The sequence below is a fragment of the Paraburkholderia tropica genome (genome assembly GCF_900109265.1).
In the GTDB taxonomy this organism is placed as follows: Bacteria; Pseudomonadota; Gammaproteobacteria; order Burkholderiales; family Burkholderiaceae; genus Paraburkholderia; species Paraburkholderia tropica.
This window is the reverse complement of record NZ_FNZM01000001.1, coordinates 345,595-370,793: the sequence shown is the minus strand read 5'-3', so window position 1 is coordinate 370,793 and position 25,199 is coordinate 345,595. Positions and strand designations below refer to the sequence as shown.

Annotated in this window: 22 protein-coding genes; 13 read left to right on the top strand and 9 right to left on the bottom strand. The window is 65.7% G+C overall.

Features of this window, described 5'->3' with window-relative positions; all coding sequences use genetic code 11:
* Nucleotides 1-82 precede the first annotated feature (82 nt).
* Complete coding sequence (locus tag BMY06_RS01625) at nucleotides 83-1,246, bottom strand: porin (protein ID WP_065057596.1); 1,164 nt, start codon at nucleotides 1,244-1,246, stop codon at nucleotides 83-85.
* Between the two features lie 707 nt (nucleotides 1,247-1,953).
* On the opposite strand from BMY06_RS01625, the gene mprF reads away from it, so the two are divergent.
* A complete protein-coding gene (gene mprF / locus BMY06_RS01620; protein ID WP_124263093.1) occupies nucleotides 1,954-4,518 on the top strand; it encodes a bifunctional lysylphosphatidylglycerol flippase/synthetase MprF in 2,565 nt (854 codons plus the stop codon).
* Nucleotides 4,515-5,963, top strand: coding sequence for a virulence factor family protein (locus BMY06_RS01615; protein ID WP_244144339.1), 1,449 nt, complete (start codon nucleotides 4,515-4,517; stop codon nucleotides 5,961-5,963). Before mprF ends, BMY06_RS01615 begins: the two co-directional genes overlap by 4 nt.
* A gap of 81 nt (nucleotides 5,964-6,044) precedes the next feature.
* Here the strand turns inward: BMY06_RS01615 and BMY06_RS01610 are convergent, their stop codons facing one another.
* The 4 genes from BMY06_RS01610 to BMY06_RS01595 form a co-directional block, all read right to left on the bottom strand.
* A complete protein-coding gene (locus tag BMY06_RS01610) occupies nucleotides 6,045-6,311 on the bottom strand; it encodes a cupin domain-containing protein (protein ID WP_065057717.1) in 267 nt (88 codons plus the stop codon).
* Nucleotides 6,312-6,485: 174 nt separating this feature from the next.
* Nucleotides 6,486-8,087 carry an alkyl hydroperoxide reductase subunit F gene (gene ahpF, locus BMY06_RS01605; protein WP_065057594.1) on the bottom strand — a complete coding sequence of 534 codons (1,602 nt, stop codon included), beginning with the start codon at nucleotides 8,085-8,087 and terminating at the stop codon, nucleotides 6,486-6,488.
* Between the two features lie 178 nt (nucleotides 8,088-8,265).
* Complete coding sequence (gene ahpC, locus BMY06_RS01600; protein WP_065057593.1) at nucleotides 8,266-8,829, bottom strand: alkyl hydroperoxide reductase subunit C; 564 nt, start codon at nucleotides 8,827-8,829, stop codon at nucleotides 8,266-8,268.
* A gap of 510 nt (nucleotides 8,830-9,339) precedes the next feature.
* Nucleotides 9,340-10,248, bottom strand: coding sequence for a LysR family transcriptional regulator (locus BMY06_RS01595; protein ID WP_074981227.1), 909 nt, complete (start codon nucleotides 10,246-10,248; stop codon nucleotides 9,340-9,342).
* Nucleotides 10,249-10,381: 133 nt separating this feature from the next.
* On the opposite strand from BMY06_RS01595, the gene BMY06_RS01590 reads away from it, so the two are divergent.
* The 6 genes from BMY06_RS01590 (at nucleotide 10,382) to BMY06_RS01570 (ending at nucleotide 14,878) form a co-directional block, all read left to right on the top strand.
* Complete coding sequence (locus BMY06_RS01590; RefSeq protein ID WP_065057591.1) at nucleotides 10,382-11,107, top strand: pirin family protein; 726 nt, start codon at nucleotides 10,382-10,384, stop codon at nucleotides 11,105-11,107.
* A 137-nt stretch (nucleotides 11,108-11,244) separates the two neighbouring features.
* Nucleotides 11,245-11,658 (top strand): DoxX family protein, encoded by a 414-nt coding sequence (locus tag BMY06_RS01585; RefSeq protein ID WP_065057590.1) that lies wholly within the window; start codon nucleotides 11,245-11,247, stop codon nucleotides 11,656-11,658.
* 215 nt (nucleotides 11,659-11,873) lie between these two features.
* Nucleotides 11,874-13,253 carry an aspartate aminotransferase family protein gene (locus BMY06_RS01580; RefSeq protein WP_074981225.1) on the top strand — a complete coding sequence of 460 codons (1,380 nt, stop codon included), beginning with the start codon at nucleotides 11,874-11,876 and terminating at the stop codon, nucleotides 13,251-13,253.
* A gap of 134 nt (nucleotides 13,254-13,387) precedes the next feature.
* Nucleotides 13,388-13,945: an FUSC family protein gene (locus BMY06_RS01575; protein WP_065057588.1), complete on the top strand. Its 558-nt coding sequence runs from the start codon at nucleotides 13,388-13,390 to the stop codon at nucleotides 13,943-13,945.
* A gap of 338 nt (nucleotides 13,946-14,283) precedes the next feature.
* Nucleotides 14,284-14,412, top strand: a complete 129-nt coding sequence (locus BMY06_RS40435; protein ID WP_258365463.1) for a hypothetical protein — start codon at nucleotides 14,284-14,286, stop codon at nucleotides 14,410-14,412.
* Between the two features lie 43 nt (nucleotides 14,413-14,455).
* On the top strand, nucleotides 14,456-14,878 hold the full coding sequence (locus BMY06_RS01570) for a rubredoxin (RefSeq protein WP_074981222.1): 423 nt from the start codon (nucleotides 14,456-14,458) through the stop codon (nucleotides 14,876-14,878).
* A gap of 102 nt (nucleotides 14,879-14,980) precedes the next feature.
* Here BMY06_RS01570 and BMY06_RS01565 read toward each other — a convergent pair whose 3' ends face one another.
* Nucleotides 14,981-15,832, bottom strand: a complete 852-nt coding sequence (locus BMY06_RS01565) for a helix-turn-helix transcriptional regulator (RefSeq protein ID WP_065057587.1) — start codon at nucleotides 15,830-15,832, stop codon at nucleotides 14,981-14,983.
* Nucleotides 15,833-15,976: 144 nt separating this feature from the next.
* Between BMY06_RS01565 and BMY06_RS01560 the strand changes: the two genes are divergently transcribed.
* Both BMY06_RS01560 and BMY06_RS01555 read left to right on the top strand, forming a co-directional pair.
* Complete coding sequence (locus tag BMY06_RS01560; RefSeq protein WP_065057586.1) at nucleotides 15,977-16,807, top strand: carbon-nitrogen hydrolase family protein; 831 nt, start codon at nucleotides 15,977-15,979, stop codon at nucleotides 16,805-16,807.
* Nucleotides 16,808-17,065: 258 nt separating this feature from the next.
* Nucleotides 17,066-18,427: an APC family permease gene (locus BMY06_RS01555; protein ID WP_074981220.1), complete on the top strand. Its 1,362-nt coding sequence runs from the start codon at nucleotides 17,066-17,068 to the stop codon at nucleotides 18,425-18,427.
* A gap of 122 nt (nucleotides 18,428-18,549) precedes the next feature.
* Here BMY06_RS01555 and BMY06_RS01550 read toward each other — a convergent pair whose 3' ends face one another.
* Nucleotides 18,550-19,224, bottom strand: coding sequence for a GntR family transcriptional regulator (locus BMY06_RS01550; protein WP_065057584.1), 675 nt, complete (start codon nucleotides 19,222-19,224; stop codon nucleotides 18,550-18,552).
* 389 nt (nucleotides 19,225-19,613) lie between these two features.
* Here BMY06_RS01550 and BMY06_RS01545 point away from each other — a divergent pair, with 389 nt between their 5' ends.
* The gene (locus BMY06_RS01545) at nucleotides 19,614-20,774 is read left to right on the top strand and encodes a branched-chain amino acid ABC transporter substrate-binding protein (protein WP_080180826.1); all 1,161 of its coding nucleotides are present in this window, start codon (nucleotides 19,614-19,616) and stop codon (nucleotides 20,772-20,774) included.
* A gap of 409 nt (nucleotides 20,775-21,183) precedes the next feature.
* Nucleotides 21,184-22,368, top strand: a complete 1,185-nt coding sequence (locus BMY06_RS01540; RefSeq protein WP_074981219.1) for a DUF2242 domain-containing protein — start codon at nucleotides 21,184-21,186, stop codon at nucleotides 22,366-22,368.
* Nucleotides 22,369-22,432: 64 nt separating this feature from the next.
* Here the strand turns inward: BMY06_RS01540 and BMY06_RS01535 are convergent, their stop codons facing one another.
* Nucleotides 22,433-23,098 (bottom strand): LysE family translocator, encoded by a 666-nt coding sequence (locus BMY06_RS01535; RefSeq protein ID WP_074981217.1) that lies wholly within the window; start codon nucleotides 23,096-23,098, stop codon nucleotides 22,433-22,435.
* Between the two features lie 398 nt (nucleotides 23,099-23,496).
* Here BMY06_RS01535 and BMY06_RS01530 point away from each other — a divergent pair, with 398 nt between their 5' ends.
* A complete protein-coding gene (locus BMY06_RS01530) occupies nucleotides 23,497-23,979 on the top strand; it encodes an Lrp/AsnC family transcriptional regulator (protein ID WP_065057580.1) in 483 nt (160 codons plus the stop codon).
* A gap of 47 nt (nucleotides 23,980-24,026) precedes the next feature.
* On the opposite strand, the gene BMY06_RS01525 is transcribed toward BMY06_RS01530, so the two are convergent.
* Complete coding sequence (locus tag BMY06_RS01525; RefSeq protein ID WP_065057579.1) at nucleotides 24,027-24,749, bottom strand: TetR/AcrR family transcriptional regulator; 723 nt, start codon at nucleotides 24,747-24,749, stop codon at nucleotides 24,027-24,029.
* Nucleotides 24,750-25,199: the final 450 nt, after the last annotated feature.

Here is a 25,199-nt window from a genome sequence, read left to right as displayed (position 1 = left end):
ACAAGAGAAAAAGCAAAACGCCGGGCGTCCATGAAAACGGACGCCCGGCGCAGGTCTCGAAACGCGCTAAAAAGTGCTTGCCTCAGAACTTGTGCCGCAAGCCAAAGTTCACCATCGTCTGCGACGACGTGCCGTTGTAGCCATACGAGCCGATCGACGCTTCCGCCGGCATCGAGCCGCCCGAACCATCGCCCTGCTCGCCGCTCGCGTGCTGCCAGGCCGCGGTCATATAGAGATCGGTGCGCTTCGACAGGCTGTAATCCGCGCCGATCGACACCTGATGGTAGTTCGCGTTCGTGTCGCCGCTCGCGTGCGTATAGGTGTAGCCGAGCCCGAGCAGCAGCGCCGGGTTGAGCTGGTAATTCACGAAACCCTGGCCGGTGTTGTACTTCTCCGTGTCGCGAAACACCGAACTCGCATCCGACGCGTACTGCGCGTTGCTGTAGCCGAGCCCGAACGTGAAGAGACCCGCCGAATACTGCGCCGCCGCCCGCGCGATAGAAAGTGAGTGTGCGCTCACATACCCGGAATTGACCGGCCCGTCGAAGGTGCCGTCCGAGGTACTGGTCCAGCCGTCGGTGCGGATGCCCAGTCCGGCCTGGCTGTTGGCCGCGTAGAAGTAGCCGCCGGCGACGGCGATCGGGCCGTTGTTGTAGGCGACCGCCGCCGAATACGACTGCTCGGAACCGGTCGATCCGGCGATGCCGCCGAACGAATACATCGCGGCGGCCTGCAAGCCGTTCCACACCGGCGTGGTGTATTTGACGGCGTTGTTGACGCGGAAGCTGTTGTCGTAATTGTCGACATCGCCGGGCGTGGCGAAGGCCGAGCCGAAGTAGTTGTCGGCCGTGATGCCCTGCACGAGGTCGATGAGCGGATCGTACTGACGCCCGAGCGTGAGCGAACCGTATTGCTCGGCGGTCAGGCCCACGTACGCCTGGCGTCCAAACATGCGGCCGCCCTGCCCCGACTGACCGGTCGACGGATTGAATCCGTTTTCCAACTGGAAGATCGCCTTGAGGCCGCCGCCCAGATCTTCGGCGCCCTTCAGGCCCCAGCGCGAGCCCGACAGATTGCCGAAGCTGCTGTTGCCGAGCGACCAGAGACTGTTGCTGCCGTTGGCGTGGTTGACGTAGGTGATCGACGTGTCGATGGTGCCGTACAGCGTGACACTGGTCTGAGCCTGCGCGATGCCGGCTGCACCGAGCGCGGCGAGCGAAAGCGAAGTCAAGGCTAGTCTGTTCACGTCATTCTCCTCGCACGGTCAAATCGCAGTCATACGTCGCCCGAGGTATTCAGACTAACTCCACGGCGAGGGGAAGTAAAAGATTTAAAAAGCGTGTATCCAATTGGTCACAGCGGGGTCACAGCGGATTCAGAAAAGGTCGCGTGCTGCCGTAAATCATTCTGTCGCGCGATGAAACAATGGCGCACCCCATTTTCGCCGATGCCTTGCGCAGCAGGGCTGTCGGCGTGTTCGTCCTGTCGGGTTAAACGAGGTTTTTTCCGCCGTGTTCCGCTTTGAATCGATGCTGTCGTCTCATGCCCCGCTTTTGCGAAATCCGCAATCCGGCGCGCCGGTCATTAACAAACGTTTAACGGCCCATTTAACCGCCGAAGGCGCCGAAAATGCGGTTTCGGACGCCCGCCGATCAGCTGCCCGATCGTTCACTTTCCGGGATTCTTTATCCACTTAGTCAACCGTCAGCCCGCCCAGCGCGTTTTCTGGATTACCAGTCATTTACCGAACGTTTACGTTTTGGCTCGCCGTCCCGGCTCTGATTACTGCGTGACGCGATCGAGCGGCGCCGGCACCGGAAGAACGTGACGACCAGAACGCGATGCCGTCCCCGGGGACGCCGCCCACGGCGCATTGGCGCCATCGCAGACTCGCCAGACCGATCCATGCTTCAATCACCCCCTTCGCGCATCGCGCGCGCCGCCCTCGTGGCGATGCGCCGCCGCGCTCGCGCCCTGCGCCTGCAGCGCTTCGTCGCGCCGGCGCTCGCGCTTGGCATCTGCGCGCTGCTGCTGGTCGTGTTCCAGCATCTGTCGCGATCCGTCGATTACCGCTCGGTGATCCGCCAGCTCTGGCAGTTGAGCGCATTCCAGTGGATCGGCGCGCTGGGCGCGACCGCGCTGAGTTTCGTCGCGCTCGTCGGACGCGACGCCATCGGCCTGCGCTATCTCGGCATGAAGGTGCCGCGCGGCCCGCTCTGGGTCGGCGCGATCGCCGGCTCGGCGCTCGGCAACGTGACCGGCTTCGGCGCGCTCACGGGCGGCGCGGTGCGCTGCCGCGTCTACGGCGGCTCGGGCGTCACGCCGGCGCAGATCGGCCGCATGACCGTGTTCACGAGCGTCACGCTCGCGCTCGCCCTCGCGCTGATGGCCGCGCTCGGCATGGTCTGCGCGGCGCCGACGCTCTCCGGCCTGCTCCATCTCTCGCCCGACGCGCTGCGCGGCATCGGCGGCGCGGTCCTCGCGCTCGGCGCCGCGATGATCGCGGCCTGCCCCGCCACGGCGCGCGAAATCAATCCGCTCAAGCGTGACTGGGCGCGCTTCTCGGTGCCCGCGCGCCGCGACCTCGTCGCGCAACTGCTGCTCGCCGCGCTCGACGTGGTGGGCGCCGGTCTCGCGCTCTGGTCGGTGATGCCGCACGCGCACATCGATTTCGCCGACTTCCTGACCGTCTACACCGCCGCGATGCTGCTCGGCCTGATCGGCCATACGCCCGGCGGCATCGGCGTATTCGAGGCCGCGATGGTATTCGCGCTCGGTTCCAGCGTGCCCGGCTCGAAGGTCTTCGCCGCGCTGCTCGCCTACCGCGCGATCTATTTCGGCGCGCCGCTCGCGCTTTCGGCCGCGCTGCTCGCCGTGTTCGAAGGCCGCGCGCTCACGAACCCGCTCAGCACGACGATCGCGAAACGCGGCGCGGACGGCGTCTCGCAACTCGCCCCGCTGTTCCTCGCCATCGTCACCTTCGTCACGGGCAGCATGCTCGTGATCTCCGGCGCGACGCCCGCGTTCGCCAAGCGCATCGCGCTGCTGCAAACCGTGCTGCCGCTCTGGGTGCTCGAAAGCTCGCAGATGCTCGGCAGCCTGTTCGGCGTGCTGCTGCTGTTCGTCGCGCGCGGCCTGCTGCGCCGCCTCGACGCCGCGTGGTGGCTCGCGCTCATGCTGGCCGTCGCCAACCTCGCGCTTTCGCTCATGAAGGGCCTCGCGTTCGTCGAAGCGGGCGTGCTGTGCGTGCTGATCGCGCTGCTGCTCGCCACGCGCCGCCGCTTCAATCGCCATTCGTCGCTGTTCACCGAGCGCTTCACGCCCGCGTGGCTCGCCTCGGTCGGCTGCGTGATCGCGCTGGCCGTGTGGGTGCTGCTGTTCGCCTTCCGCGACGTCGATTATTCGCAGCATCTCTGGTGGCAATTCGCTTTCGACGAACGCGCGCCGCGTGCGCTGCGCGCCACGCTCGGCGCGGGCGTGTTCGCCGCCGCGCTGGCGTCGTGGCAATTGCTGCGTCCGGCGGCCGGGCGTTTCGTGATGCCCGCGAGCGAAGACCTGATCGAAGCCGCGCGCATCGTGCGCGCGCAGGAACGCAGCGACGCCGGCCTCGCGCTGATGGGCGACAAGAGCTTCCTGTTCTCGCAGTCGCGCAGCGCGTTCCTCATGTACGCCAAGCGCGGCCGCACGTGGGCCGCGCTGCACGATCCGGTCGGACCGCGCGACGAATGGCCCGCGCTGATCCGCGAATTCGTCTCGCTCGCGCACGCGCACGGCGGCCGCGCCGCGTTCTATCAGGTGCGCGCCGACGCCCTGCCGCTCTACCTCGACGCCGGCCTCACGCTGATGAAGCTCGGCGAGGAAGCGCGCGTGATGCTGCAGGAATTCGACCTCAAGGGCCCGCAGCGCGCGCATCTGCGCTACGCGCTCAAGCGCGGCGAGCGCGACGGCTTCACCTTCGATCACATCGATCCGTCGCAGATGCCCGACACGCTGCCGACGCTGCGCGCGATTTCCGACGCGTGGCTCGAAGACCGCGAAGCGCGTGAAAAGAGCTTCTCGGTGGCCGCATTCGACGACGATTACCTCGCCGCCCAGCACGTGCTGCTGGTGCGTCAGAACGGCGAGCCGCTCGCCTTCGTCACCTTCATGACGACCGACCTGAACACCGACGCGACGGTCGGCGTCATGCGCCATCTGCCGGGCGCGTCGCCCTACGCGATGGAATATCTCTTCACGCAGCTCGCGCTGCATCTCAAGGCCGCCGGGTTTCAGTCGCTCTCGCTCGGCATGGCGCCGCTTTCCGGCATGGGCCCGACGCCGCTCGCGTCGTCGTGGCATCGCCTTGCCGGGCTGATCTGGCACTTCGGCGGCAAGTTCTACAACTTCCGTGGGCTGCGCGGCTTCAAGAACAAGTTCGCGCCGCGCTGGGAACCGCGCTATCTGGCCGCTTCGGGCTCGATCAGCGTGTTCATCACCCTTGCGGATCTATCGCTGCTGGCAGGAGGCTGGCGTTCATGATGCATTGTTTTTCCACGCTGCCGCGCACGCTTCGCGCGGCGGCGGGCGCCGTCCTGCTCGTCGCCGGCGCGTCGCATGGCGCGTTCGCTTCCACGGCTTCCACGCTTTCCACGTCGACGGCCAAAGCCGCCAATAGTGCTGAAAAAAGCGCTGAAAAAAACGCTGAAAAAAACGCCATCGAACACGTCTCGGGCGGCCGCTACGGCGAAGTGGCGATGACCAGACCCGATGGCACGATTCGCGGCTTCGCGGTGCTGTTCTCGGCGGGCGAACACTGGAACGCCGCCGACCAGACGCGCGCCGACGCGCTCGCGCAGCACGGCGCGCTGGTCGTGGGCGTGGACACGGCGCGCTACGCGTCGAACCTCGGCGCCATCAGGAACGAGACCTGCCACAAGCTCTACAGCGATGCCGAAGCGCTGAGCCATCAGCTCGAACGCCAGCAGGGATCGAACGAGTATTTCGCGCCGATCGCGATCGGCAGCGGCACCGGCGCGCTCATCGCGCAACGCATGCTCTCGCAGTCGCCCGCGAACACGATGGCGGGCGCGGTGTCGCTCGATCCGTCGACGAAACCGCTCGACGCGCGCTTCGCGCCCTGCCCCGCCGATCCGACGCTTTCGCGCGGCAAGGGTCTGCCCGGCTTCTTCGAGCAAGGCGTGACCGCCTCGCAGGCGAACGGCGAGAAAGTTGCGCCCGCATCGAACGGCGCCGCGCCACGCGTGTTCGCCGCGAATCTTTCCGATGCCGACAAGCTCGCGACTTTGACCGCACCGCATCTGCGCGCGCAGACGGAAAGCGAAGAGGACGTCTCCGATCTGCCGCTGATCGAGCTGCCCGCCGCGCATCCGACCGACATGCTCGCGGTGGTGATTTCCGGCGACGGCGGCTGGCGCGATCTCGACAAGACCATCGCGGAAGCGCTGCAAAAGCAGGGTATTTCGGTGGTCGGCTGGGATGCGCTGCGTTATTTCTGGAGCGAGAAGCCGCCTGCACAGACGAGCCACGATCTCGCGCGCGTGCTCAACACCTACGCGTCGCGCTGGCACGCGAAGCACATCGCGCTCGTGGGCTACTCGTTCGGCGCGGATGTGATGCCGTTCGCCTACAACCGTCTGCCCGACGCGCTGCGCGCGAAGGTGTCGTACATGTCGCTGCTCGGCTTCGCGCCGGACGCCGATTTCCAGATCCGCGTGACGGGCTGGCTCGGCATGCCCGCGAGCGACAAGGCGCTCAAGGTGCGCCCGGAACTCGCGAAAGTGCCGCCGTCGATCGTGCAGTGCGTGTACGGCGAGGACGAAAAGGACACGCTGTGCCCGGCGCTCGCGAACACCGGCATCGATCTCGTGAAGACCAACGGCAGCCACCATTTCGACGGCGATTACAACGCGCTTGCGGCGAAGATCATCGAAGGGTGGAAGAAGGAAATTGCGGCGCGGGGTTAGACCGTGCGGGTCCACGCGTCCCTGGATTCGCGCATCGCTGCAAGGAAAAATGGCTGCCTTCCGGCAGCCATTTTTTTCGACTCAATCCTTGCGTCCCGCCAGATACTGCACGCCCTGCGGCCCATAGCGCTCGACATGCGGCTGCCCGGCGGCCAGATGAAACACGTCGCCGACACGATATAGCCGCTCCTCGCCATCCGCGCCGATCGTGATCTCGCCCATCACGATCAGCGCTTTCGCTTCGAACGGATGCGTATGCTCGTCCATCGCGCCATGCTCGCGCGTCACGAGCACGGGTTCGGGAAAGCCTTCTTCGGCCAGCGTGCGAACAAAGGTTTCGCGGTCCACGGCAGTCTCCTTCTCGATCGGCAACGCGCCGTGCATTTAGTGTGTCACGTCCGCGAGGCGCTTGCACGGGGTATCCGCGCCCGCATTCCACAGACAAATTCGCGGACAAAAAAAACGCCGGCACGAAGCCGGCGCAAAGAGAGACTGCTAAAACCTTTCGGTGTGAGGCGCGCGTCAGACCACCGCGGCGGCGACCTTCGCATCTTCCTCGTCGTCCGCCGACGAGCGGATCAGGTAGTCGAACGCGCCGAGCGAAGCCTTCGCGCCTTCACCCACGGCGATCACGATCTGCTTGAACGGGACCGTGGTGACGTCGCCCGCCGCGAACAGACCCGGCACCGACGTCTGACCCTTCGCATCCACTTCGATCTCGCCGTGCTTCGAGAGCGCCACCGTGCCCTTCAGGAACTCGGTGTTCGGCACCAGACCGATCTGCACGAACACGCCTTCGAGTTCGAGATGATGCTTCTCGCCCGTGGTGCGTTCGAGGAACGCAAGGCCCGTGACCTTCTGGCCGTCGCCGACGATTTCGGTCGTCTGCGCGTTCACGTGCACCGTGACGTTCGGCAGGCTGCGCAGCTTGCGTTGCAGCACTTCGTCCGCACGCAGTTGCGCGCCGAATTCGAGCAGCGTGACGTGGCTCACGATGCCGGCGAGGTCGATCGCCGCCTCGACGCCCGAGTTGCCGCCACCGATCACCGCCACGCGCTTGCCCTTGAACAGCGGACCGTCGCAGTGCGGGCAGTACGCCACGCCCTTGTTCTTGTACTCCTGCTCGCCCGGCACATCGACATTGCGCCAGCGCGCACCGGTCGCCAGCACCACGCTTTTCGCGCGCAGCGTCGCGCCGCTTTGCGTGCGCACTTCGAAACCCTTGCCGACCGGCACGATGGCTTCGGCGCGCTGCAGGTTCATGATGTCGACGTCATAGGCACGCACGTGCTGTTCGAGCGCCGCCGCGAACTTCGGTCCTTCCGTTTCCTTCACCGAGACGAAGTTTTCGATCGACATCGTGTCGAGCACCTGGCCGCCGAAACGTTCGGCCAGCACGCCCGTCTTGATACCCTTGCGCGCCGAGTAGATCGCGGCTGCCGCGCCGGCGGGGCCGCCGCCGACGATCAGCATGTCGAACACGTCCTTCTGATTCAGCTTTTCGGCGGCACGCGCCGAGGCGCCCGTATCGAGCTTCGCGAGGATTTCCTCGACGCCCATGCGGCCCTGGCCGAACACTTCGCCGTTCAGGTAGATGGTCGGCACGGCCATGATCTGGCGCTTCTCGACTTCGCCCTGGAACAGCGCGCCGTCGATCGTGACGATCTTCACATTCGGGTTGAGCGCCGCCATCGCGTTGATCGACTGCACGACTTCCGGGCAGTTCTGGCACGACAGCGACATATAGACTTCGAACGAGAACACGCCGTCGAGCGACTTGACCTGTTCGATCGTTTCGTCTTCGAGCTTGACCGGGTAGCCGCCCACCTGGAGCAGCGCCAGCACGAGCGACGTGAATTCATGGCCCATCGGAATGCCCGCGAACGTGACCTTCACGTCCGAATTGGCGCGCTTGATCTCGAACGAAGGGGTACGCGCGTCGCCGGCTGCGGCGCCACGGCGTTCTTCGAGCGCAATACGGTCCGAGAGCGGTGCGATGTCCTGCAGCAGTTGCTGCAGTTCTTGCGACTTCTCGCCGTCGTCCAGATACGCGACGATCTCGATCGACTGCGTGACTTTTTCGAGGTAGCTTTTCAGTTGGGTCTTGAGATTGGCGTCGAGCATGGCGTTTTCCGGCTAGAGAAGAAGCGGGGGAATTCTTAAGTATTGCCTGGCAAATTTCGCCGTCCTGCACAGGGGCGGATCAGGCGTCCGGGCCGCTGCCGCGAAGGCGCGGCCCGGAGATACAGCGGTACAGCTTCAGCGTCACGCGGTCATGACGATCGCGCGGGTGAAACGACGCTTAGATCTTGCCGACCAGGTCGAGCGACGGCTTGAGCGTTTCTGCGCCCGGCGTCCACTTGGCGGGGCAGACTTCACCCGGGTGCGATGCCACGTACTGAGCAGCTTGCACCTTGCGCAGCAGTTCCTTGGCGTCACGGCCGATGCCGTTGTCGTGGATTTCGCACAGCTTGATCTCGCCTTCCGGGTTGATCACGAACGTGCCGCGCAGTGCCAGACCTTCTTCTTCGATCATGACGTCGAAGTTACGCGTGATCGCGCCCGTCGGGTCGCCGACCAGCGGGTACTGGATCTTGGCGATGGTGTCCGACGTGTCGTGCCATGCCTTGTGCGTGAAGTGCGTGTCGGTCGACACACCGTAGATCTCAACGCCCAGCTTCTGGAATTCTGCGTACTGGTCGGCCAGATCGCCGAGTTCCGTCGGGCACACGAACGTGAAGTCAGCCGGGTAGAACACGACAACCGACCACTTGCCCTTCAGGTTTTCTTCAGAGACCGGAACGAACTTGCCGTTGTGGTATGCGGTTGCGTTGAACGGCTTGACCTGCGTGTTGATGAGAGACATGCGTTGTTTCCTCGCTCTGGGTTGGGAAAAGGTATGGACGAAGATTAAGGGATCTACGCCCATTTGAAAAATTGGTTGCTTTGATCGCGGGAATAAACCGTGCCTATCGGACCCCGGAAAAGCCCTATGAGAGCCGCCGAAGCCCGCCAGCCGGGCGTCCGCGCCGCCCGGGGGCGGCCCGCGCAACCGTCGGGGCGGTGAGCATACAACGAAACTGCGACATCGCGCCTCACTTCACTGCCGCGTTTGCGCCCCGCTTTGGTGCATCCGAGAGCGGCAGAACGGCCGTCATGCGGCTGTTCTCGTCAGTTTGCCTCTGGCTTGATGACAAACGAGGACACGCGACGGGCGACTGGGCGTCAGCCGCAACCGCTGTGATCGCGCAAACCCGCGCCGGGTTCCGGGGAACTGACGCCAGTTATTGCGCGCGCTGTATTCAACAGATGCAGGCGCAACTGCTATTCCTCAAGGCCCGGCGCAGTCTGACGCACAACACGCATGCGCCTTGCATCAAAGCGCGCCGCCGCGCGCCGTGGCCGCCCGCGCGGCCAGCCGTTCGCGCAGATATTGCGTAAAGGCGCGGATCGTCACCGACGCCTCGCGGTGCTGCGGATAAAGCGCGTGCAGCGCGTTCGGCGGCGGCATGTAGTCTTCCAGCACTTCGACGAGCACGCCCGCGTCCACCGATCCCGCCACGATGAAGTCCGGCAGATAACAGATGCCGAGCCCCGCGATGGCCGCGTCGCGGATCACCTCGCCATTGTTGGCGCGCAGCGGCCCATGCACCTCGAACGGCGTACGCACGCCGCCGACCATGAATTCCCACGGCGCGCGCCCCTGCTGGCCGTAGGGCAGACAGTCGTGCTGCGCGAGATCCTCGGGCGTTTGCGGCGCGCGGCGTCGGCGGCGGTAGCCGGGGCTGCAACACGCGATCATGCGCACGTCGATGAGCTTTTGCGCCACCAGCGTGGAATCGGCGAGCCGCCCGATGCGCAGCGCCATGTCGAAGCCCTCGCCGATCACGTCCACGCTGCGGTCGCTCAGATCCATGTCGAAGCGCACGTCCGGATGCTCGCGCAGGAATTCCGCGACCAGCGGCGACAGATGCGCCATGCCGAACGACATCGGCGCACTGACCTTGAGCAGCCCGCGCGGCTCCGAGCGCCGCGCCGACATGGCCTGCTCGGCCTCGTTCACGTCGGCGAGGATGCGTTTCGCGCGCTCGTAGAAGTCCTGGCCGAGATCGGTGACCGCCAGCTTGCGCGTGTTGCGCACCAGCAGCCGCGCGCCCAGATCGGCCTCCAGCGCGGCCACGCGGCGGCTCACGAACTGCTTGGAAAGCCGCAGCCGGTGGCCCGCCGCCGTGAAATTGCCCGCATCCACGGTATTTACGAAGATCCGCATGTCGTCGAGTTGCATTGCGATTGTCCACTTAAATGTGACAGTGAGTACTATTTTACGGCGATTTACATCGCTTTGATTGACCTAAACTCTCTTCCATCGCAGCACAACATTCCGGGCCGAAACGGCCCCACCGAACTGGAGAGAGAACATGATCGAACTTCGCAAAGCAGACCAACGTGGCCGCGGTGAACATGGCTGGCTCAGCTCGCGTCACACCTTTTCGTTCGCCAATTACTACGACCCGAAGCAAACCGGTTTCTCGGACCTGCTGGTGATCAACGACGACCGCGTCGCTCCGGCGCGCGGCTTCGGCAAGCACCCGCACCGCGACATGGAAATCTTTTCGTACGTGCTGGAAGGCGCGCTCGAACATAAGGATTCGATGGGCACGGGCTCGGTGATCGTCCCCGGCGACGTGCAGCTGATGAGCGCCGGCACGGGCGTCGCGCACAGCGAGTTCAACCATTCGGCCGATCAGCCGGTGCACTTCCTGCAGATCTGGATTGCGCCGAACGAGAAGGGCGCGCAACCGCGCTATCAGCAGAAGAACATCGCCGATGAAGAAAAGCGCGGCAAGTTCCGCCTGATCCTCTCGCCGGACGGCGCCGACGATTCGCTGCTGCTGCGCCAGGACGCCCGCGTCTACGCCGGCCGGCTCGACGGCGCGGAGAGCGCGAAGGTCGAGATCGGCGCCGAACGCCACGCCTATGTCCACGTGGCGCGCGGCAGCGTGAAGCTCAACGGCGTGGAAATGGGCGAAGGCGACGGCGCGCGGATCCGCTCGGAACGCGAACTGACCTTCACCGACGGACACGATGCCGAAGTCCTGGTCTTCGATCTGCGTAATATCGAAGTGTCGGAACTCTGGTCGTAAGCACCGCACGCCATCGTCGTACTCAAGGCGCGCGGACCGGAGTCAGGCGGCCTGTGAACACAGGCCGCCGCCCGGCGAGTGCGCACAAGCAAGTCAATAACATTCACGCCTCAATCAAGTTCTTCGGAGAGAACACCATGCGACATAACCTGTTCGGGCAAGGCAACGATGCCGTCCTGCTGGTCTCACGTATCCTGCTGGCCGCCCTGTTCGTGCTGTTCGGCTGGTCCAAGATCACCGGATTCTCCGGCACGGTCGACTATATGGCGCACGTGGGCGCGCCGGCGCCGATGCTCTCGGCGGTGATCGCCGTCGTCATGGAATTCGTGGTGGGCATTCTGATCGTCGTGGGCTTCTATACGCGTCCGCTCGCCGTGCTGCTCGCGCTCTACACCGTGGCGACCGCGATCATCGGCCATCACTTCTGGAACATGACGGGCGCCGACCAGATGGCCAACATGATCAACTTCTACAAGAACGTGAGCATCGCGGGCGGTCTGCTGGCCCTCGCCGTGGCCGGTCCGGGCAAGTTCTCGATCGATCGCCAGTAAGACGCCGGGGAGCCGCCCCGCGCGGCTTAAGGCAAGAAGGCAGAAAACAACGCGCTGCGACGCAAGACACTTGCGACGCAGCGCGTTTTTCATTGTGCGGCGCGCTTCGCGGAGCGTGCCCATCGGCCGGACGGCATAGGCTGTTTGACCGAATTGTCGAACGTACGCCGGCCATGCGAGGATGGCTCCGAACCCAACAGGACTCAGGAGCGCCCATGCAGGACAGGCCAACCTCGCAGAATCACGGCGTGAACCGGGAACGCGCGCGGCGCGTGCTGGCACGCGAGCGCGACGCGTTTGTCGCCGCGCGTCCGGCATCGCAGGCGTTGTCGGCGCAAGCGGCGCAGCATCTGCTGTTCGGCGTGCCGCTGCACTGGATGAACGACTGGTCCACGCCGTTCTCGCTCTACGTGGACGCCGCGCGCGGCGCGGCCTTCAGCGACGTGGACGGCCATCGCTATGTGGACTTCTGCCTCGGCGACACGGGCGCGATGTTCGGCCACGCGCCGCCCGCCGTGGCGCGCGCGCTCGCGCAGCAGGCCGAACGCGGCTTCACGACCATGCTGCCGGGCGCCGACGCGGTGGCCGTCGGCGCGGCGCTTGCCGAACGCTTCGGGCTGCCTTACTGGCAGTTCGCCATGACCGCGAGCGACGCCAACCGCTTCGCGCTGCGCTGGGCGCGCGCGGCCACGGGCCGCCAGGCCATCGTGGTGTTCAACGGCTGCTATCACGGCACCGTCGACGACGTCTTCGTCGACCTGATCGACGGCGCGCCCACCCAGCGCGCCAGCCTGCTCGGCCAGGTGCACGACCTGCTGCCGCATACGCGCGTGGTCGAATTCAACGACCTCGCGGCGCTCGAACAGGCGCTCGCGGGCAACGACGTCGCGTGCGTGCTCGCCGAACCGGCGATGACCAACGTCGGCATGGTGCTCCCCGAGCCTGGCTTCTGGCGCGAAGCGCAGGCGCTCATCCGGCGTCACGGCGCGCTGCTGCTGATCGACGAAACCCACACCATCAGCAGCGGCCCGCGCGGTTATGCACGCGAACACGGCATCGAGCCCGACCTGTTCGTGCTCGGCAAACCGGTGGGCGGCGGCGTGCCCTGCGCGGTGTACGGCTTCAGCGCCGATCTCGCAGGCCGCGCGCAAAAAGCCAAACTCGACGCGCCGCCGGGCCACTCGGGCATCGGCACGACGCTCACGGCCAACGCGCTCTCCATGAGCGCGATGCGCGCAACGCTCGACGAAGTGATGACCGAAGCCGCCTATGCGCTGATGTTCGCGCTCTCGGAACGGCTCGCTGCGGGACTCGCCGCGCTCATCGACAAACACGCGCTGCCGTGGTGCGTGACGCGCGTGGGCGCACGCAGCGAATTCCAGTTCTGCGCGACGCCGCCGCGCAATGGCAGCGAAGCGCGCGCCGCCATGGACGACGAACTCGAACACGTGATCCATCTCTATCTGCTCAATCGCGGCGTGCTGATTACGCCGTTCCACAACATGATGCTGGTGTGTCCGGAGACGACGGCAGCCGACGTCGATCGTCTGCTCGCGGCCTTCGACGCCTGCCTTGGGGAACTCTGCGCGGCGTAAGGCGGCCGCATGGGTGAGTTGCTATGCTTCGCCGGCTCGCGGCGGCGCGTTCCGGCTTGCGCGCTCGCCGCTTCACGTGCACCGTTTCACGCTCACCGTTGTCAACGATTTCAGACCGACTTTCTCATCACGCAATGCTCGACCCGCAAGACAATCTGTTCGCCTATCTCTCGTCGCTCCAGCAATCGGCGCTCGGCGCGCTCAAGCGTCTGCCGCTCAAGAGCCGCGCGGCGCAAGGCACGCTGATGGCATTGCGCGCCGTCTGCGGCGCGGGGCTCGCGTACGCCATCGGCCATGCGCTGCACACCGAACAGGCGTTTTGGGCCGCGATCACGGCCATCGCCGTCACCCAGCATGACTATGCGGACACGCTCGCGCAGTCGCGCGACCAGTTCATCGGCGCCATCGCGGGCGGCGTGGTGGGCTTCGCGGCGGCCACGCTCGGACCGGAAAACCTCACCGCGTATCTCGTGGCGGTGGCCGTGGTCATCATCGCGTGCTGGTGTCTGCGGGTGAGCACGGCGGCGCGCCTTGGCGCAATCACCACCACCATCGTGCTGCTGGTCCCCACGCACGGCCCCGTGTGGGACGTGGCGCTGTTCCGGGTCGCGGAAGTGGCCATCGGCATGGCCTGCGCGGTGCCGGTCTGCTGGGTGTTTTCGCTCGTGGAGCGCAAGTGGCTGCATGTTTGAAGGCATGCAAGGCAGACGAAGCCGAGGCGAAAAAGCGGGGCTCAAAGAAAGAATCCGCCCGCGCTCTCAACCCTCGCGAAATAATGCATCTCCGTTCGCTGCTCAATCCTCAGCCGATTAGCGGCGATAATCAGCAGCGTCGTGCCGATGGGCCTGCGCCGACGTCAACGCCCGTGCGGCCGCTGCGCGCGGTCGCTGTGCAATTGCCCCCGCGAACGCGAAATCGTGCGAAACTCCGGGCCGCGCCAATGCGGGCGCATGAGATTCGACACTGATTTCGTCACCTTTCGCGCCGCGTCGCCAACCGGCTGCGCGCGTCGCACGACCATCGCACATCCATGAACACCACGACCCGTCATCCCGCCCCGAACGCTTCGCCGCGCAAGACCATTTCTCTGCTGCAGATGCTCGCGCTGATCGCCTTTGGCGGCATCGCCGGCTCGCTTCTGGTCCGTCTGTTCGTCTAAGCGCGGCGCGCCGCACGGGACGCCCAGGAATCCGTTTTCGCTTATGTACAAGAAAGGCGTCGCCCTCGAAATCCAGTTCTCCCCCGACCGTCTGAACGACGGCGCCGGCGATCCCTACTGGATCGACTTCACGGCTGAAGAAGCCGCCGCATTGCTCGAGACCCTGCAAACCCGGCTCGCGAATCGCGAGAGCACGTCGGCGCCGCTCGTCGTCGCGCTCGACACGCCGCGTGTGGACGCACAGGCCGAGGCCGCGCAAGACACGAACGCGCCCAAAGCCGCACAGGCGGCCGACGACGGCTTCAAGCAATGGGTCTGCGTGATCTGCGGCTGGGTCTACGACGAAGCGCTCGGCGCGCCCGACGACGGCCTCGCGCCCGGCACGCGCTGGGCCGACGTGCCCGACGACTGGCGCTGCCCGCTCTGCGACGTGGGCAAGGAAGACTTCGCGCTCATCGAGTTCTGACGCACGCGCCCCGCGCTCATCGGCGCGCGGGGTTTCGCAACGCGCTCGGGCGCGCGCGGGTCGGAACAAGCACGCGGACGCACGCAGCGCAGCGACGCGCGCTCACCCGCCCTCGCGCCCGTTCGGCTCGTAAAACAGCGCGAACAGCTCCGACTGCGAGCTGACGCCGAGCTTCGCGTAAATATGCTTCTTGTGCGCCCGCACGGTTTCGAAGGAGATTTCGAGCCGCTCCGCGATCGCGCGCGTCGAAAATCCCGACAGGCTCTGCCGCACCACTTCGACTTCGCGAGCGGTCAGCGGCGTGCGTCCGCTTTGTTGCGTGACCGCTTCGAAGCGGCGGGCGTAATCGAGTTCGAGCACCTCCGCCGCCGCGCGCTCCGCCACGGCGTCGGATTGTGGCGCGCCCGCGGCCTCGTCGGCGGCCACGCCCGGCTCGTACGCGAGGCGCTGGCGCATCAACGCAATCACCCACGGCGCGAACATCGCGAACTGCGCCACATCGCGTTCCGTGTAATGGTGCTTTGCACCCAGCGAAAAAATCAGCGTGCGCCGCGCATCGAGCGGCACGTTGAACTGCACTTCGTCGCCGATGATGTTGCTCTTGAAATAGCGCTGGTAGTAATCCGTCATGCGGAAATTGTCCGGCGCGACTTCGGCGAGCGTGATCAGCCCCGCGCGCGGCCTTTCGCATGCGTTGATATAGAACGGATCGAGCTGGTACATCCCCTCCAGATACGCGCGGAACAAGAGATCCACGGTGCCGTCGGGCATCGGCGACTCGGCGCAGACGAGCGGCGCGCGATCGCGCACGAAGACGAGCGCCACCCAGTTGTCGAAGGCGACGAAGCGCTCGATCACGCGAGTCGCGCGGGTCCAGAAATCGGGGCCGTCGAGGGCGTCGATCAGCGTCGCGATGTGATGATGGAACGCGCGGTCCTGCCAGTCGGGTTCCATGAGTCCTCCGATCAGGGTACCCCTGCTGGGTAATTCCTGGACAAAAATAACGTGGTGATAATAGCCGCTCCTGATGTTCGCGCGGCCATTTTATAAGCTCAATGCCTCGCGAGCCCGTTGTCAGAGGCAAATTTGGAGACAGACATGCAACTCGAACTCGCGCAGATTCCCCTCGTGGACGGCGCCGTCGCGCCCAACCTCGAACGCACGCTGGACGCCATCGGCAAGCGCCGCGCGGGTACCGACCTCATGGTGTTCCCCGAAGCCACGCTCACCGGTTTTCCCACGCGCGAGAACGTGCGCGACATCGCCGAGACGCTGTCCGGCCCGTCGCTGACCCGCGTGCGCGACGCCGCGCGCGACGCCAATGTGGCCGTCGCCGTGGGCCTCGCCGAACGTGACGGCGAGCGCTTCTACAACACCACCGTCCTGATCGACGAGCGCGGCGAGATCGCCCTGCAATACCGCAAGACGCATCTGTGGGCCACCGACGTGGGCGTGTTCACGCCCGGCGACCGCTACGAAGTCTGCGAATTCAAGGGCATGACCGTCGGCCTGCTGATCTGCTACGACATCGAGTTTCCCGAGACCGCGCGCGCGGTCGGCACGCTCGGCGCCGAAATGCTGGTCGTCACCAACGGCAACATGGATCCGTTCGGGCCCGTGCACCGCCGCGCGATCGTGGCGCGCGCGATGGAAAACCAGATGTTCGCGGCGCTCGTGAACCGTATCGGCGACGGCGACGACAACCTCACATTCCCCGGCGAGTCGGCGCTCATCAGCCCGTTCGGCGACGTGCTGGCCGAACTCAAGCACGAAGACGCCGTGCTGCCGGTCACCGTCGATCGCGCGCTGCTCGCACAAAGCCGCGAGCACTACAGCTATCTGCACGACGCGCGCATCGCGCTCAATCTCGTCGACGAAAACGACGCGCAGGGCCGCCGCTCGCTCAATATCCGCGCGCGGACGCGGTAAAAAACCGCTGAAAACCGTTTTCCGGCACGGCTGCGTAATTCTCACGCGCGCCGCGCCGACCACCAAAAATAAAGCAACGACGCGTGGCCCGAACACCGGCCATCGCAACGTCAGGCGCGCGACACGCACTGATTCGCACCCCGAATCAATGCGTGCGGCGTCAAGCCGGACGCTTCACTCACGCATGCGCAGAGATCGGCTGGACTTCACTCGCAGATCCTTGCAACCCACCCGCAGCATTTCGGAGACACCTGCATCATGAAGCCATCCTCGCCACCCGCCCAAAGCGCACACAGCGCAAGAGAGCCGCACCTCAAGCGCACGCTCGGCCTGCCGTCGGTGCTGCTGTTCGGCCTCGCCTACATGGCGCCGCTGATCGTCTACGGCACCTACGGCGTGCTCGCCGGCGCAAGCCAGGACACGGCCGCGCTCGCGTACCTGATCGCGCTCGTCGCGATCGTGTTTACGGCGCTCAGCTACGGCAAGCTCGCCCGTCTGTTCCCGGTCGCGGGCTCCGCCTACACGTACACGCGCAAGAGCTTCAACGCGCATCTGGGCTTCATGATCGGCTGGGCCACGCTGCTCGACTACTTCTTCCTGCCGATGGTGATCTGGCTGATCGGCGCGGCCTATCTGGGCGCGGCGTTCCCGAGCATTCCGGCGTGGGTGTGGATCGTCGCGTTCATCGTGCTGACGAGCGGCCTGAACGTGCTCGGCATCGAACTAGCCGCGCGCTTCAACATCGTGCTGATGGTCGTGCAGCTCGGCATCGCCGCCGTGTTCGTCGTGCTGTGCTGCCACTACGCCTCCGCCGCCGCGGGTCCGGGCGGACTGCTGACCGCGCAGCCGTTCTTCCAGCCGCACGTGCCGCTTTCGGCGACGATGGCCGGCGCCGCGATCGCCGCGTATTCGTACCTCGGCTTCGACGCCGTCTCGACGCTCACCGAAGAAACCATCGAGCCCGAGAAGACCATTCCGCGCGCCATCGTGCTGATCGCGCTGGTGGGCGGCGCGATCTTCGTGATCGCCGCGTACACGCTGCAGCTCGCGCATCCGGGCGCCGTGTTCAAGGACCCGGACTCGGCCGCGTTCGAAATCGCGCGCAAGGTCGGCGGCGACATCTTCGTGACGATCTTCCTCGCCGGCCTGATCCTCGCGCAGTTCGCCTCGGGCATCTCGGCGCAGGCGAGCGTCGGCCGCCTGCTCTATGCGATGGGCCGCGACGAAGTGCTGCCGAAGTCGATCTTCGGCTACATTCACCCGCGTTTCCGCACGCCCGCCATCAACATCGCGATCGCCGGCATCGTCGGCCTGATCGCGCTGAAGCTGGACGTGGCCACGTCGACGTCGTTCATCAACTTCGGCGCGTTCCTCGCGTTCACGTCGGTGAACCTCTGCGTGATCCGCCAGTACTTCAGCGGCGCGGCCGGCACGCGCGGCTTCGGCGTGCTCGGCGGCCTGGTGTTCCCGCTGATCGGCGCGGTCACCGACCTCTGGCTGCTCTGCAGCCTGGAAAAAACCGCGATCGTGCTCGGCGTGATCTGGTTCGTGCTCGGCCTCGCCTACCTCGGCTGGATCACGCGCTGCTTCCGCCGCGCGCCGCCGGAAATGGCGGTTTAAGCGTCGAAACAAGCCTCGAAATACAGCGCGTTCCCCACGCGCTGAAGTAAAAAAACGGCGAGCCGCCCGCAGGGGCGCTCGCCGTTTTTCGTTGCATTCGCAACGAATGACACTCGATCAGCTCACTGATCGGTCAAGCCCGCCATCCGCGCGGCGGCCATCACCTCGCGCTTCGTATCGAGAATGTGCCGCTCGATCAGCTCGACCACGTCGTCGACGGCGCGCCGTTTGCAGGCATCGACGATCTCGTAGTGATCGCGCTGCACGTCGCCCTTTTCCGTATCGAGCGACATACGCAGATGCGGATAGCGATTCGTCGTCGACAAACAGTATTCCTCGATCATCTTGCGCAGCCGCGCGTTGTTCGCCGGCGCGCACAGCGCGAGGTGGAACTGGCGGTTGTACTCGGCCCAGTCGGCGGGCGAGGTGGAGGCGTCGTAGGCGGCGAGGATGCGCTTCATCACGTCGATGTCGGCGGCCACCATGTTCGGCACCGCCAGCTTCGCCGCGTACGTCTCCAGCGCGGCGCGAATGTCGAGCAGCTCGCAGATCTCGCGCGTCGACATCGCCATCACCACCGCGCCGCGGTTGAGCTGGTAGCTCACGAGCCCTTCGGCCTCGAGCTGGCGCAGCGCCTCGCGCACCGGAATGCGGCTCGCGCCGAAGCGCTCCGCGAGGCTTTCCTGGCGCAGTTGCGCACCCGGCGGCAGCACGCCGCGCAGGATCTCATCGCGCAACTGGTCGCGGATGGTTTGAGGCAGCGATCGCTGGTCTTCCTTGCCCTGCACTGTCGTCATGTGTTCGTGTGCGTTTGCGCCGGCCGAACGAAGGCCGACGAAAAAAAGTTGTCGTCGTTTTTTTTGCCTGCCAGAATTGGATACAATCCAAGCAAAGATGGATACTTTATGAGGCTGAATGTATCCGCCAAGTGTATCCGTCAATCCATCGATTTGCCGTTGCCGCGTCCTTGTCCGGAGACCCTGTGGGATGTTGTAAGCATCTGAAAAACAAACAATTTTAGCGTATCCGCCGAACCGCCCCGAAGCCGTTGCGAGCGCAACGGATTGCGGACGGCTCGGGCGCTGACCGATTCACCCCTATGCAGAACGGCACGCCGCGCATTCCCGTGCGCGGCGCGGGCCCGCCTGCGCCCATGAAAACGTAGAACGCTGAGGAGAGAACCAGGATGACACGCCACACCACCCCGAGCCTGCGCCTGCGCGCACCCGTCATGATCGCCGCGCTCGCGGGCCTCTGGAGCGCCGGCGCGCTCGCCCAGGCCACCGACGTCAAGATCGGCTTCGCCGCCCCGCTGACCGGCGGCCAGGCCCACTACGGCGCCGACTTCAAGAGCGGCGTGCAGATGGCGATCGAGGACGAAAACGCCACCAACCCGACCATCGGCGGCAAACCGGTGCATTTCGTGATCGACGCCTACGACGATCAGGCCGACCCGCGCACGGGCACGACGGTCGCGCAGAAGCTCGTCGACGACGGCGTGTCCGCCGTCATCGGCCACTTCAATTCGGGCACCAGCATCCCGGCCGCGCCGATCTACGCGAAGGCCGGCATCCCCGAAATCGCCACGGCGACGGCGCCCGCCTACACGCGTCAGGGCCTGCCGACGACCTTTCGTCTCGTGACGTCCGACGCGCAGCAGGGCAGCGTGCTGGGCGCCTACGTCGTGAAGGATCTGAAGTTCAAGCGCTTCGCCGTGGTGGACGACCGCACGGCCTACGGCCAGGGCGTGGCCGAGGAATTCGCGAAAGCCGTGAAGGCGGCGGGCGGCACCGTGGTCGCGCAGGAGTTCACCAACGACAAGGCCGTCGACTTCCGCTCGATCCTCACGCACATCAAGTCGGCCGACGTCGACGCGATCTTCTACGGCGGCGCCGACACCCAGGCCGCGCCGATGCTCAAGCAGATGAAGTCGCTCGCCATGAAGGCCACGCTGATCGGGCCCGACATGGTCCACTCGGCCGAGCTGATCAAGATCGCCGGTCCGGCGGCCGAAGGCGCGCTGGCCTCGTCGGGCGGCAGCCCGCTCGAACAGATGCCGGGCGGCAAGGACTATGTCGAGCGCTACACGAAGCGCTTCAACAAGCCGGTCGAACTGTACTCGCCGTACGCCTACGACGGCACGCGCGCCGTGATCGCCGCGATGAAGAAGGCCAACTCGACCGATCCGCACGTGTTCCTCGCCGCGCTCAAGGCGACCAGCATGAAGGGCGTGACGACCAACGAACTCGCCTACGACCAGTACGGCGACCTGAAGTACGGCGGCGTGACCGTCTACAAGGTCGTGAACGGTCAGTGGCAACCGCTCACCACGGTCGGCACGAAGTAACGCATCGTTGCGCGCGACCTCGCGCCGCTCCTCGGGGCGGCCCGGCGTCGCACGGTCCAGGGGAACAGCCGGCGGTACCCGGCTGCGGCGCGCCAGCGGCGGATCACACTTCTCCGTCTGCCGGGACGCGCGTCGGGTTGACACGGGCTTTCGCCACGCGCGGAAGCCCGTTTTTTTTGGCCATTTTTTTCGCCACGCGCTTGCCGTCCGGATGGCGCAGAATGGCAGAGTGAGTAGGTGCTCACTTTCGGTTTGTGCGTGATTTTGTCTCGGTCGAGGCGGGCGCCAGCGCGCGTTTTCGCCCGTTTTCGGCCTTGCCGATCGCGCCCCCGATACGACCGTTCGGTCGTAGAAACCCGAACCGAACTACAATTGCCGTCCGACGTCTGCCGTCTCGCTTCCCTCGAATATGTCCCGTTTTTCCCGAGTTGCCCCGTTTCTGCTGATTCCGCTAGCCGCCGCGCTGGGCGCGTGCTCGTCCGCGAAGCCTAAATTCCAGGACGACCAGCTGTGGAGCAGCGCCCCCAGCCCGTTCTCGCGCAACTTCGCCTACGGCAGCGCCGACGCCTGCGAGGCGTCGCGCCGCGCCCTGCTGAGCCAGGGCTACATGACGACGATGGCCAAGAGCGACACCGTCGACGCGACCAAGAATTTCCAGCCGACGAGCGACCAGCACATCGTCGTGGAAGTGCACGTGGTCTGCACCTCCGGCGACGCCAGCAATTCGAGCATGGTCTACGTGAACGCCGTGCAGAACGGCTATGCGCTGAAAAAGAGCGATACGTCGGCGAGCGTCGGGCTGTCGATTCTGGGGTCGGTTTCGCTGCCGATCCGCTCGAACAGCGACGAGATGGTCAAGATTTCGAGCGAAACCATCCAGTCGGGCACGTTCTACACGCGCTTCTTCGATCTGGTCAGCCATTACCTGAGCACGGTCGCCAAGAGCGAGCCGATTCCGGCCAGCGGCGCGATCCAGGTCACGCCGCTGCCGCCCGAGATCCTGCCGACCACTGCGACGGCGGCGACGAGCGAAACCGCTCCGGCCGGTTCCGCCGCGCCCGCGGCAGCCGTCGCGGCGGCGGCGACCGGTGCGGCGGCGCTGCACAGCGCCGCGCTGCCCGCGACGCCGGTGCTGGGCCCGAAGGCCGCAGTGGCCGGCGCGACGGCCAACGCCGCGGCGAATGCGGCGGCGGCGGCCGGTGTCGTCACGAATACCGCGCCTGTGCCGGGCGCCACGGCTGCCACGACGGCGGCGGCGCAAACGCTGCTGGCGCCGGTGGCGCCTGCGGCTGCGTCGGCGGCAACAGCGGCTGCAAGCGCGACGGCATCGACGGCCAAGGTCGCGAGCGGCGCGTCGGCGGCCAGCGGGGCTGCAACGGCTGCGGCAGCGGCCGCTTCCGCCGCGAGCGCGCCGGCTGCGCCCACGGCGGCATCGTCGCCGAACAACAACGGCAGCTCGAACCATTCGTCGCTGGACGCCACGACGGCGTCGCAGAACGGCGCGATCGACGCCATCGCCGCGTTCGCCACGGCGGGCAACGGCGCGCAAGGCACATCGGGCGCATCCGGCGTCGCCGTCAGCTCCGCGCCCTGAGCGCGGTTCACAAGACCGGCGGCGCGCAACGCCCGCCGGTTTCCGCATCGGGCCGACCGCGCGCCTAGCGCAGCCCGGCCATCATCGCCCCCATTCCCACCAGCAGGCCGCCCATCAGCCGGTTCACCGCGCGGAGTCGGCGCGGCCGTTGCAGCACGTTTCGCAGACGGTGCGAAAACAGCGCCATCGACGCCACGCCGCCCGCGAACAGCAGCGCGAATGTCGCGGCCAGCACCAGATACTGGCGATTGGCGCTCCACGCCGCATCGGCGCTGATGAACTGCGGAAAAAACGACGGAAAGAACAGCAAGGTCTTCGGATTGAGCCCCGACGTCGCAAACCCGCGCCAGAACAGATCGCGATGTGAAACGAGCGCCGGCTCCGCCGTCTGCGCTTGATCCGCCGTCTGCGCTTGATCCAGCGCCTGCGGCTGCGCACCGCCGAGCGAGCGGCTGCGCCACTGCTTGCAGCCCAGCCAGACGAGATACGCCGCGCCGACCCAGCGCAGCACCGTAAGTGAATGCTCACTGATGAGCAGCAGCGAATTCAGGCAAAACGCCGTCAGCACGAGTTGCAGCAGCACGGCGAGCGTGCCGCCCCAGACGCAGGGCAGCGCGCGCCGCCATCCCGCGTGAATGGCCTGGCTCATCGTGAGCACGTTGACGGGGCCGGGCGTGTAGACGAGGACGAGCGCGGCGGCCAGAAACGATAGATACAGCTGAAGCGACATGTTGCGAAATTCGACGGCGAGAAGGGGTGAGCGACGGGGGCGGCGCGCGGATAAGCGCAACGCCCGGGCAACAAAAAACCGCGCAGATCGTGCGCGGTTTTTATTAGCCTTCTTGCCCGATCGGACGTCGCTGCTGCGCGATAAACGCACGTAACGTCCGGTTGGCCGCCGCAGGGTGCAACGGAGAATCGGCCCTGACGGTCCACCGTAGCTTGTGGCTGCGGCGGCGCGCCTCGACGCGGGGAGGTGGCCGCGTGAGTCGTGCCGGTCAAGAAGGCATGGGTAAATTATCCCGCCGAAGCCGCAGGATAGGCTTCCTGTTTTCCGGCAAATACCGCCTGCGACCGGAATCTCCTTCCGCTAAAATCGAATTTCCCTGTACAAGATTCTTTTCTGCCATGATCGCTCGCGAACGCCCGCCCAAAACGCTCGACAACCAGGATCTGAAGATCCTGCGCGCGCTCCAGCAGAACGCGCGCCTCTCGAACGCCGAACTCGCCGAACAGGTCGGCATGTCGACCACGGCGTGCTGGAACCGCACGCGCCAGCTGGAAACCGACGGCTATATCGACGGTTACGTGGCGCTCGTGAACCAGCGCAAGCTCGGTTTCGCCGATATCGTGATTCTCGAAGTCACGCTCGACCGCCACGAAGACGACGCGCTCGCGCGCTTCGGCGCGGAGCTGGCCGCACTGCCCGAAGTGCTGGAGGCGTATCTGGTGTCGGGCGAATACGACTACTGGATCAAGGTGGCCGTGGACGGCACGGCGGGCTACGAGCGCTTCCTGCGCGAAAAGCTCTATCGCATTTCGAGCATCCGTCACAGCCGCTCGATGTTCGCGCTGCGCTGCATGAAAGACGTGGCGTCGATGCAGGTGTGATGCACGCCTCCGCCAATTAGCTCGGCATCCGTATCAATTGACGAAATTCACGCGGACCGATCGCGTGAATCCGGCGAACGTGCGCCGCTCGCGCGCAGAATCATCCGCACGACTTCGTCCGTGGTCGCGTCGAAACTCGCGGCGCTCAGCGCGCGCTTGCCCGAGAGCGCGCGAATCTGCGCTTCGAAATCCGCGTAATGCTGCGTGGTCGCCCAGATCATGTAGAGCAGCGTGCGCGGCTCCACCGGCGCGAGCACGCCTTCCGCGATCCAGCGCTCGATCAGCGTCACGCGCGACTCCATCCACGGCTTCACGCGCTTGAGCAGAATGTCCTGCATATGCGTCGCGCCGCTGATGATCTCGTTCGCCCACACCTTCGAGCCGAGCGGCCTGCGCCGCGACAGCGCCATCTTCGCGCGCACGTAGCCGCCGATGGCTTCGACAGGGTCGTCGCTCGCGTCGAAGGTGTCGGCGGCGGCGTTCCATTCCTCGAACACGTCGTCGAGCACGCGCCAGTAGAGCGCGAGCTTGGTCGGGAAGTAGTAATGCAGATTCGCCTTCGGCAGGCCGGCGCGCTCGGCGATCTGCGCCGTGCTCGCGCCCTCGAAACCGCGCTCGGCGAACACGGCTTCCGCGCAGGCAAGCAGGTGCGTTTCGTTCGATGCGCGAATCGATGCCTTGCGTCGCGGCTTGTGCGCTGCATCAGCGTCGGCGCCTGCCTGACGCATCGCGAGATTCGCGGCTGGCGTGGTCGTGTCGTCGTCGCGCATGGTGATCGGTCCGGTCGAGTGAGAAAGGCATCGCCTCGCAGCAGCAGGCGCTCAAAGGCCCACTGCAGCGTGATACTGCACGATGCCGGCTTCATTGTAGTCAGCGCGCGTGAACGACGCGTAGCACTGCATCGCGTCCACCGCGCGCACCCAGGATAAACACTCACATGCCGCTCGCTTTCGCCTGCGCAAATGCATGCGTTTTCGCGCACTGCAACATGGATGGCACGCTTTTCGCTCGCAACACCGCATTGAATTCGCAAAGTTTATCGTCTACAACCTGTCCAATCGGACAGGATTCGGCAAGCGAGGAATCGCCGGGTCGAATGGACGTCGCGCGCATGCACCGCCGTTGCGCAACGCGCCCCAGACGATGGCACGAATGCACGACCGGCGCGCACGCATCGCGCGATTCGCATGACGAAAGCGATGCAAACGACGCGAGCGCGC

Excerpts from the sequence above, each read along its gene's own strand:
- BMY06_RS01565 (WP_065057587.1), bottom strand. The coding sequence starts at position 15,832 with ATGGAACCCGACTGGCAGGACCGCGCGTTCCATCATCACATCGCGACG.
- BMY06_RS01525 (WP_065057579.1), bottom strand. The coding sequence starts at position 24,749 with ATGCGCGACGACGACACGACCACGCCAGCCGCGAATCTCGCGATGCGT.
- BMY06_RS01550 (WP_065057584.1), bottom strand. The coding sequence starts at position 19,224 with ATGACGACAGTGCAGGGCAAGGAAGACCAGCGATCGCTGCCTCAAACC.
- BMY06_RS01555 (WP_074981220.1), top strand. The coding sequence starts at position 17,066 with ATGAAGCCATCCTCGCCACCCGCCCAAAGCGCACACAGCGCAAGAGAG.
- ahpC (WP_065057593.1), bottom strand. The coding sequence starts at position 8,829 with ATGTCTCTCATCAACACGCAGGTCAAGCCGTTCAACGCAACCGCATAC.
- BMY06_RS01585 (WP_065057590.1), top strand. The coding sequence starts at position 11,245 with ATGCGACATAACCTGTTCGGGCAAGGCAACGATGCCGTCCTGCTGGTC.
- BMY06_RS01575 (WP_065057588.1), top strand. The coding sequence starts at position 13,388 with ATGCTCGACCCGCAAGACAATCTGTTCGCCTATCTCTCGTCGCTCCAG.
- ahpF (WP_065057594.1), bottom strand. The coding sequence starts at position 8,087 with ATGCTCGACGCCAATCTCAAGACCCAACTGAAAAGCTACCTCGAAAAA.
- BMY06_RS01590 (WP_065057591.1), top strand. The coding sequence starts at position 10,382 with ATGATCGAACTTCGCAAAGCAGACCAACGTGGCCGCGGTGAACATGGC.
- BMY06_RS01580 (WP_074981225.1), top strand. The coding sequence starts at position 11,874 with ATGCAGGACAGGCCAACCTCGCAGAATCACGGCGTGAACCGGGAACGC.
- BMY06_RS01595 (WP_074981227.1), bottom strand. The coding sequence starts at position 10,248 with ATGCAACTCGACGACATGCGGATCTTCGTAAATACCGTGGATGCGGGC.
- BMY06_RS01530 (WP_065057580.1), top strand. The coding sequence starts at position 23,497 with ATGATCGCTCGCGAACGCCCGCCCAAAACGCTCGACAACCAGGATCTG.
- BMY06_RS01535 (WP_074981217.1), bottom strand. The coding sequence starts at position 23,098 with ATGTCGCTTCAGCTGTATCTATCGTTTCTGGCCGCCGCGCTCGTCCTC.
- BMY06_RS01560 (WP_065057586.1), top strand. The coding sequence starts at position 15,977 with ATGCAACTCGAACTCGCGCAGATTCCCCTCGTGGACGGCGCCGTCGCG.
- BMY06_RS01545 (WP_080180826.1), top strand. The coding sequence starts at position 19,614 with ATGACACGCCACACCACCCCGAGCCTGCGCCTGCGCGCACCCGTCATG.
- BMY06_RS01615 (WP_244144339.1), top strand. The coding sequence starts at position 4,515 with ATGATGCATTGTTTTTCCACGCTGCCGCGCACGCTTCGCGCGGCGGCG.
- BMY06_RS40435 (WP_258365463.1), top strand. The coding sequence starts at position 14,284 with ATGAACACCACGACCCGTCATCCCGCCCCGAACGCTTCGCCGCGCAAG.
- mprF (WP_124263093.1), top strand. The coding sequence starts at position 1,954 with ATGCGCCGCCGCGCTCGCGCCCTGCGCCTGCAGCGCTTCGTCGCGCCG.
- BMY06_RS01540 (WP_074981219.1), top strand. The coding sequence starts at position 21,184 with ATGTCCCGTTTTTCCCGAGTTGCCCCGTTTCTGCTGATTCCGCTAGCC.
- BMY06_RS01570 (WP_074981222.1), top strand. The coding sequence starts at position 14,456 with ATGTACAAGAAAGGCGTCGCCCTCGAAATCCAGTTCTCCCCCGACCGT.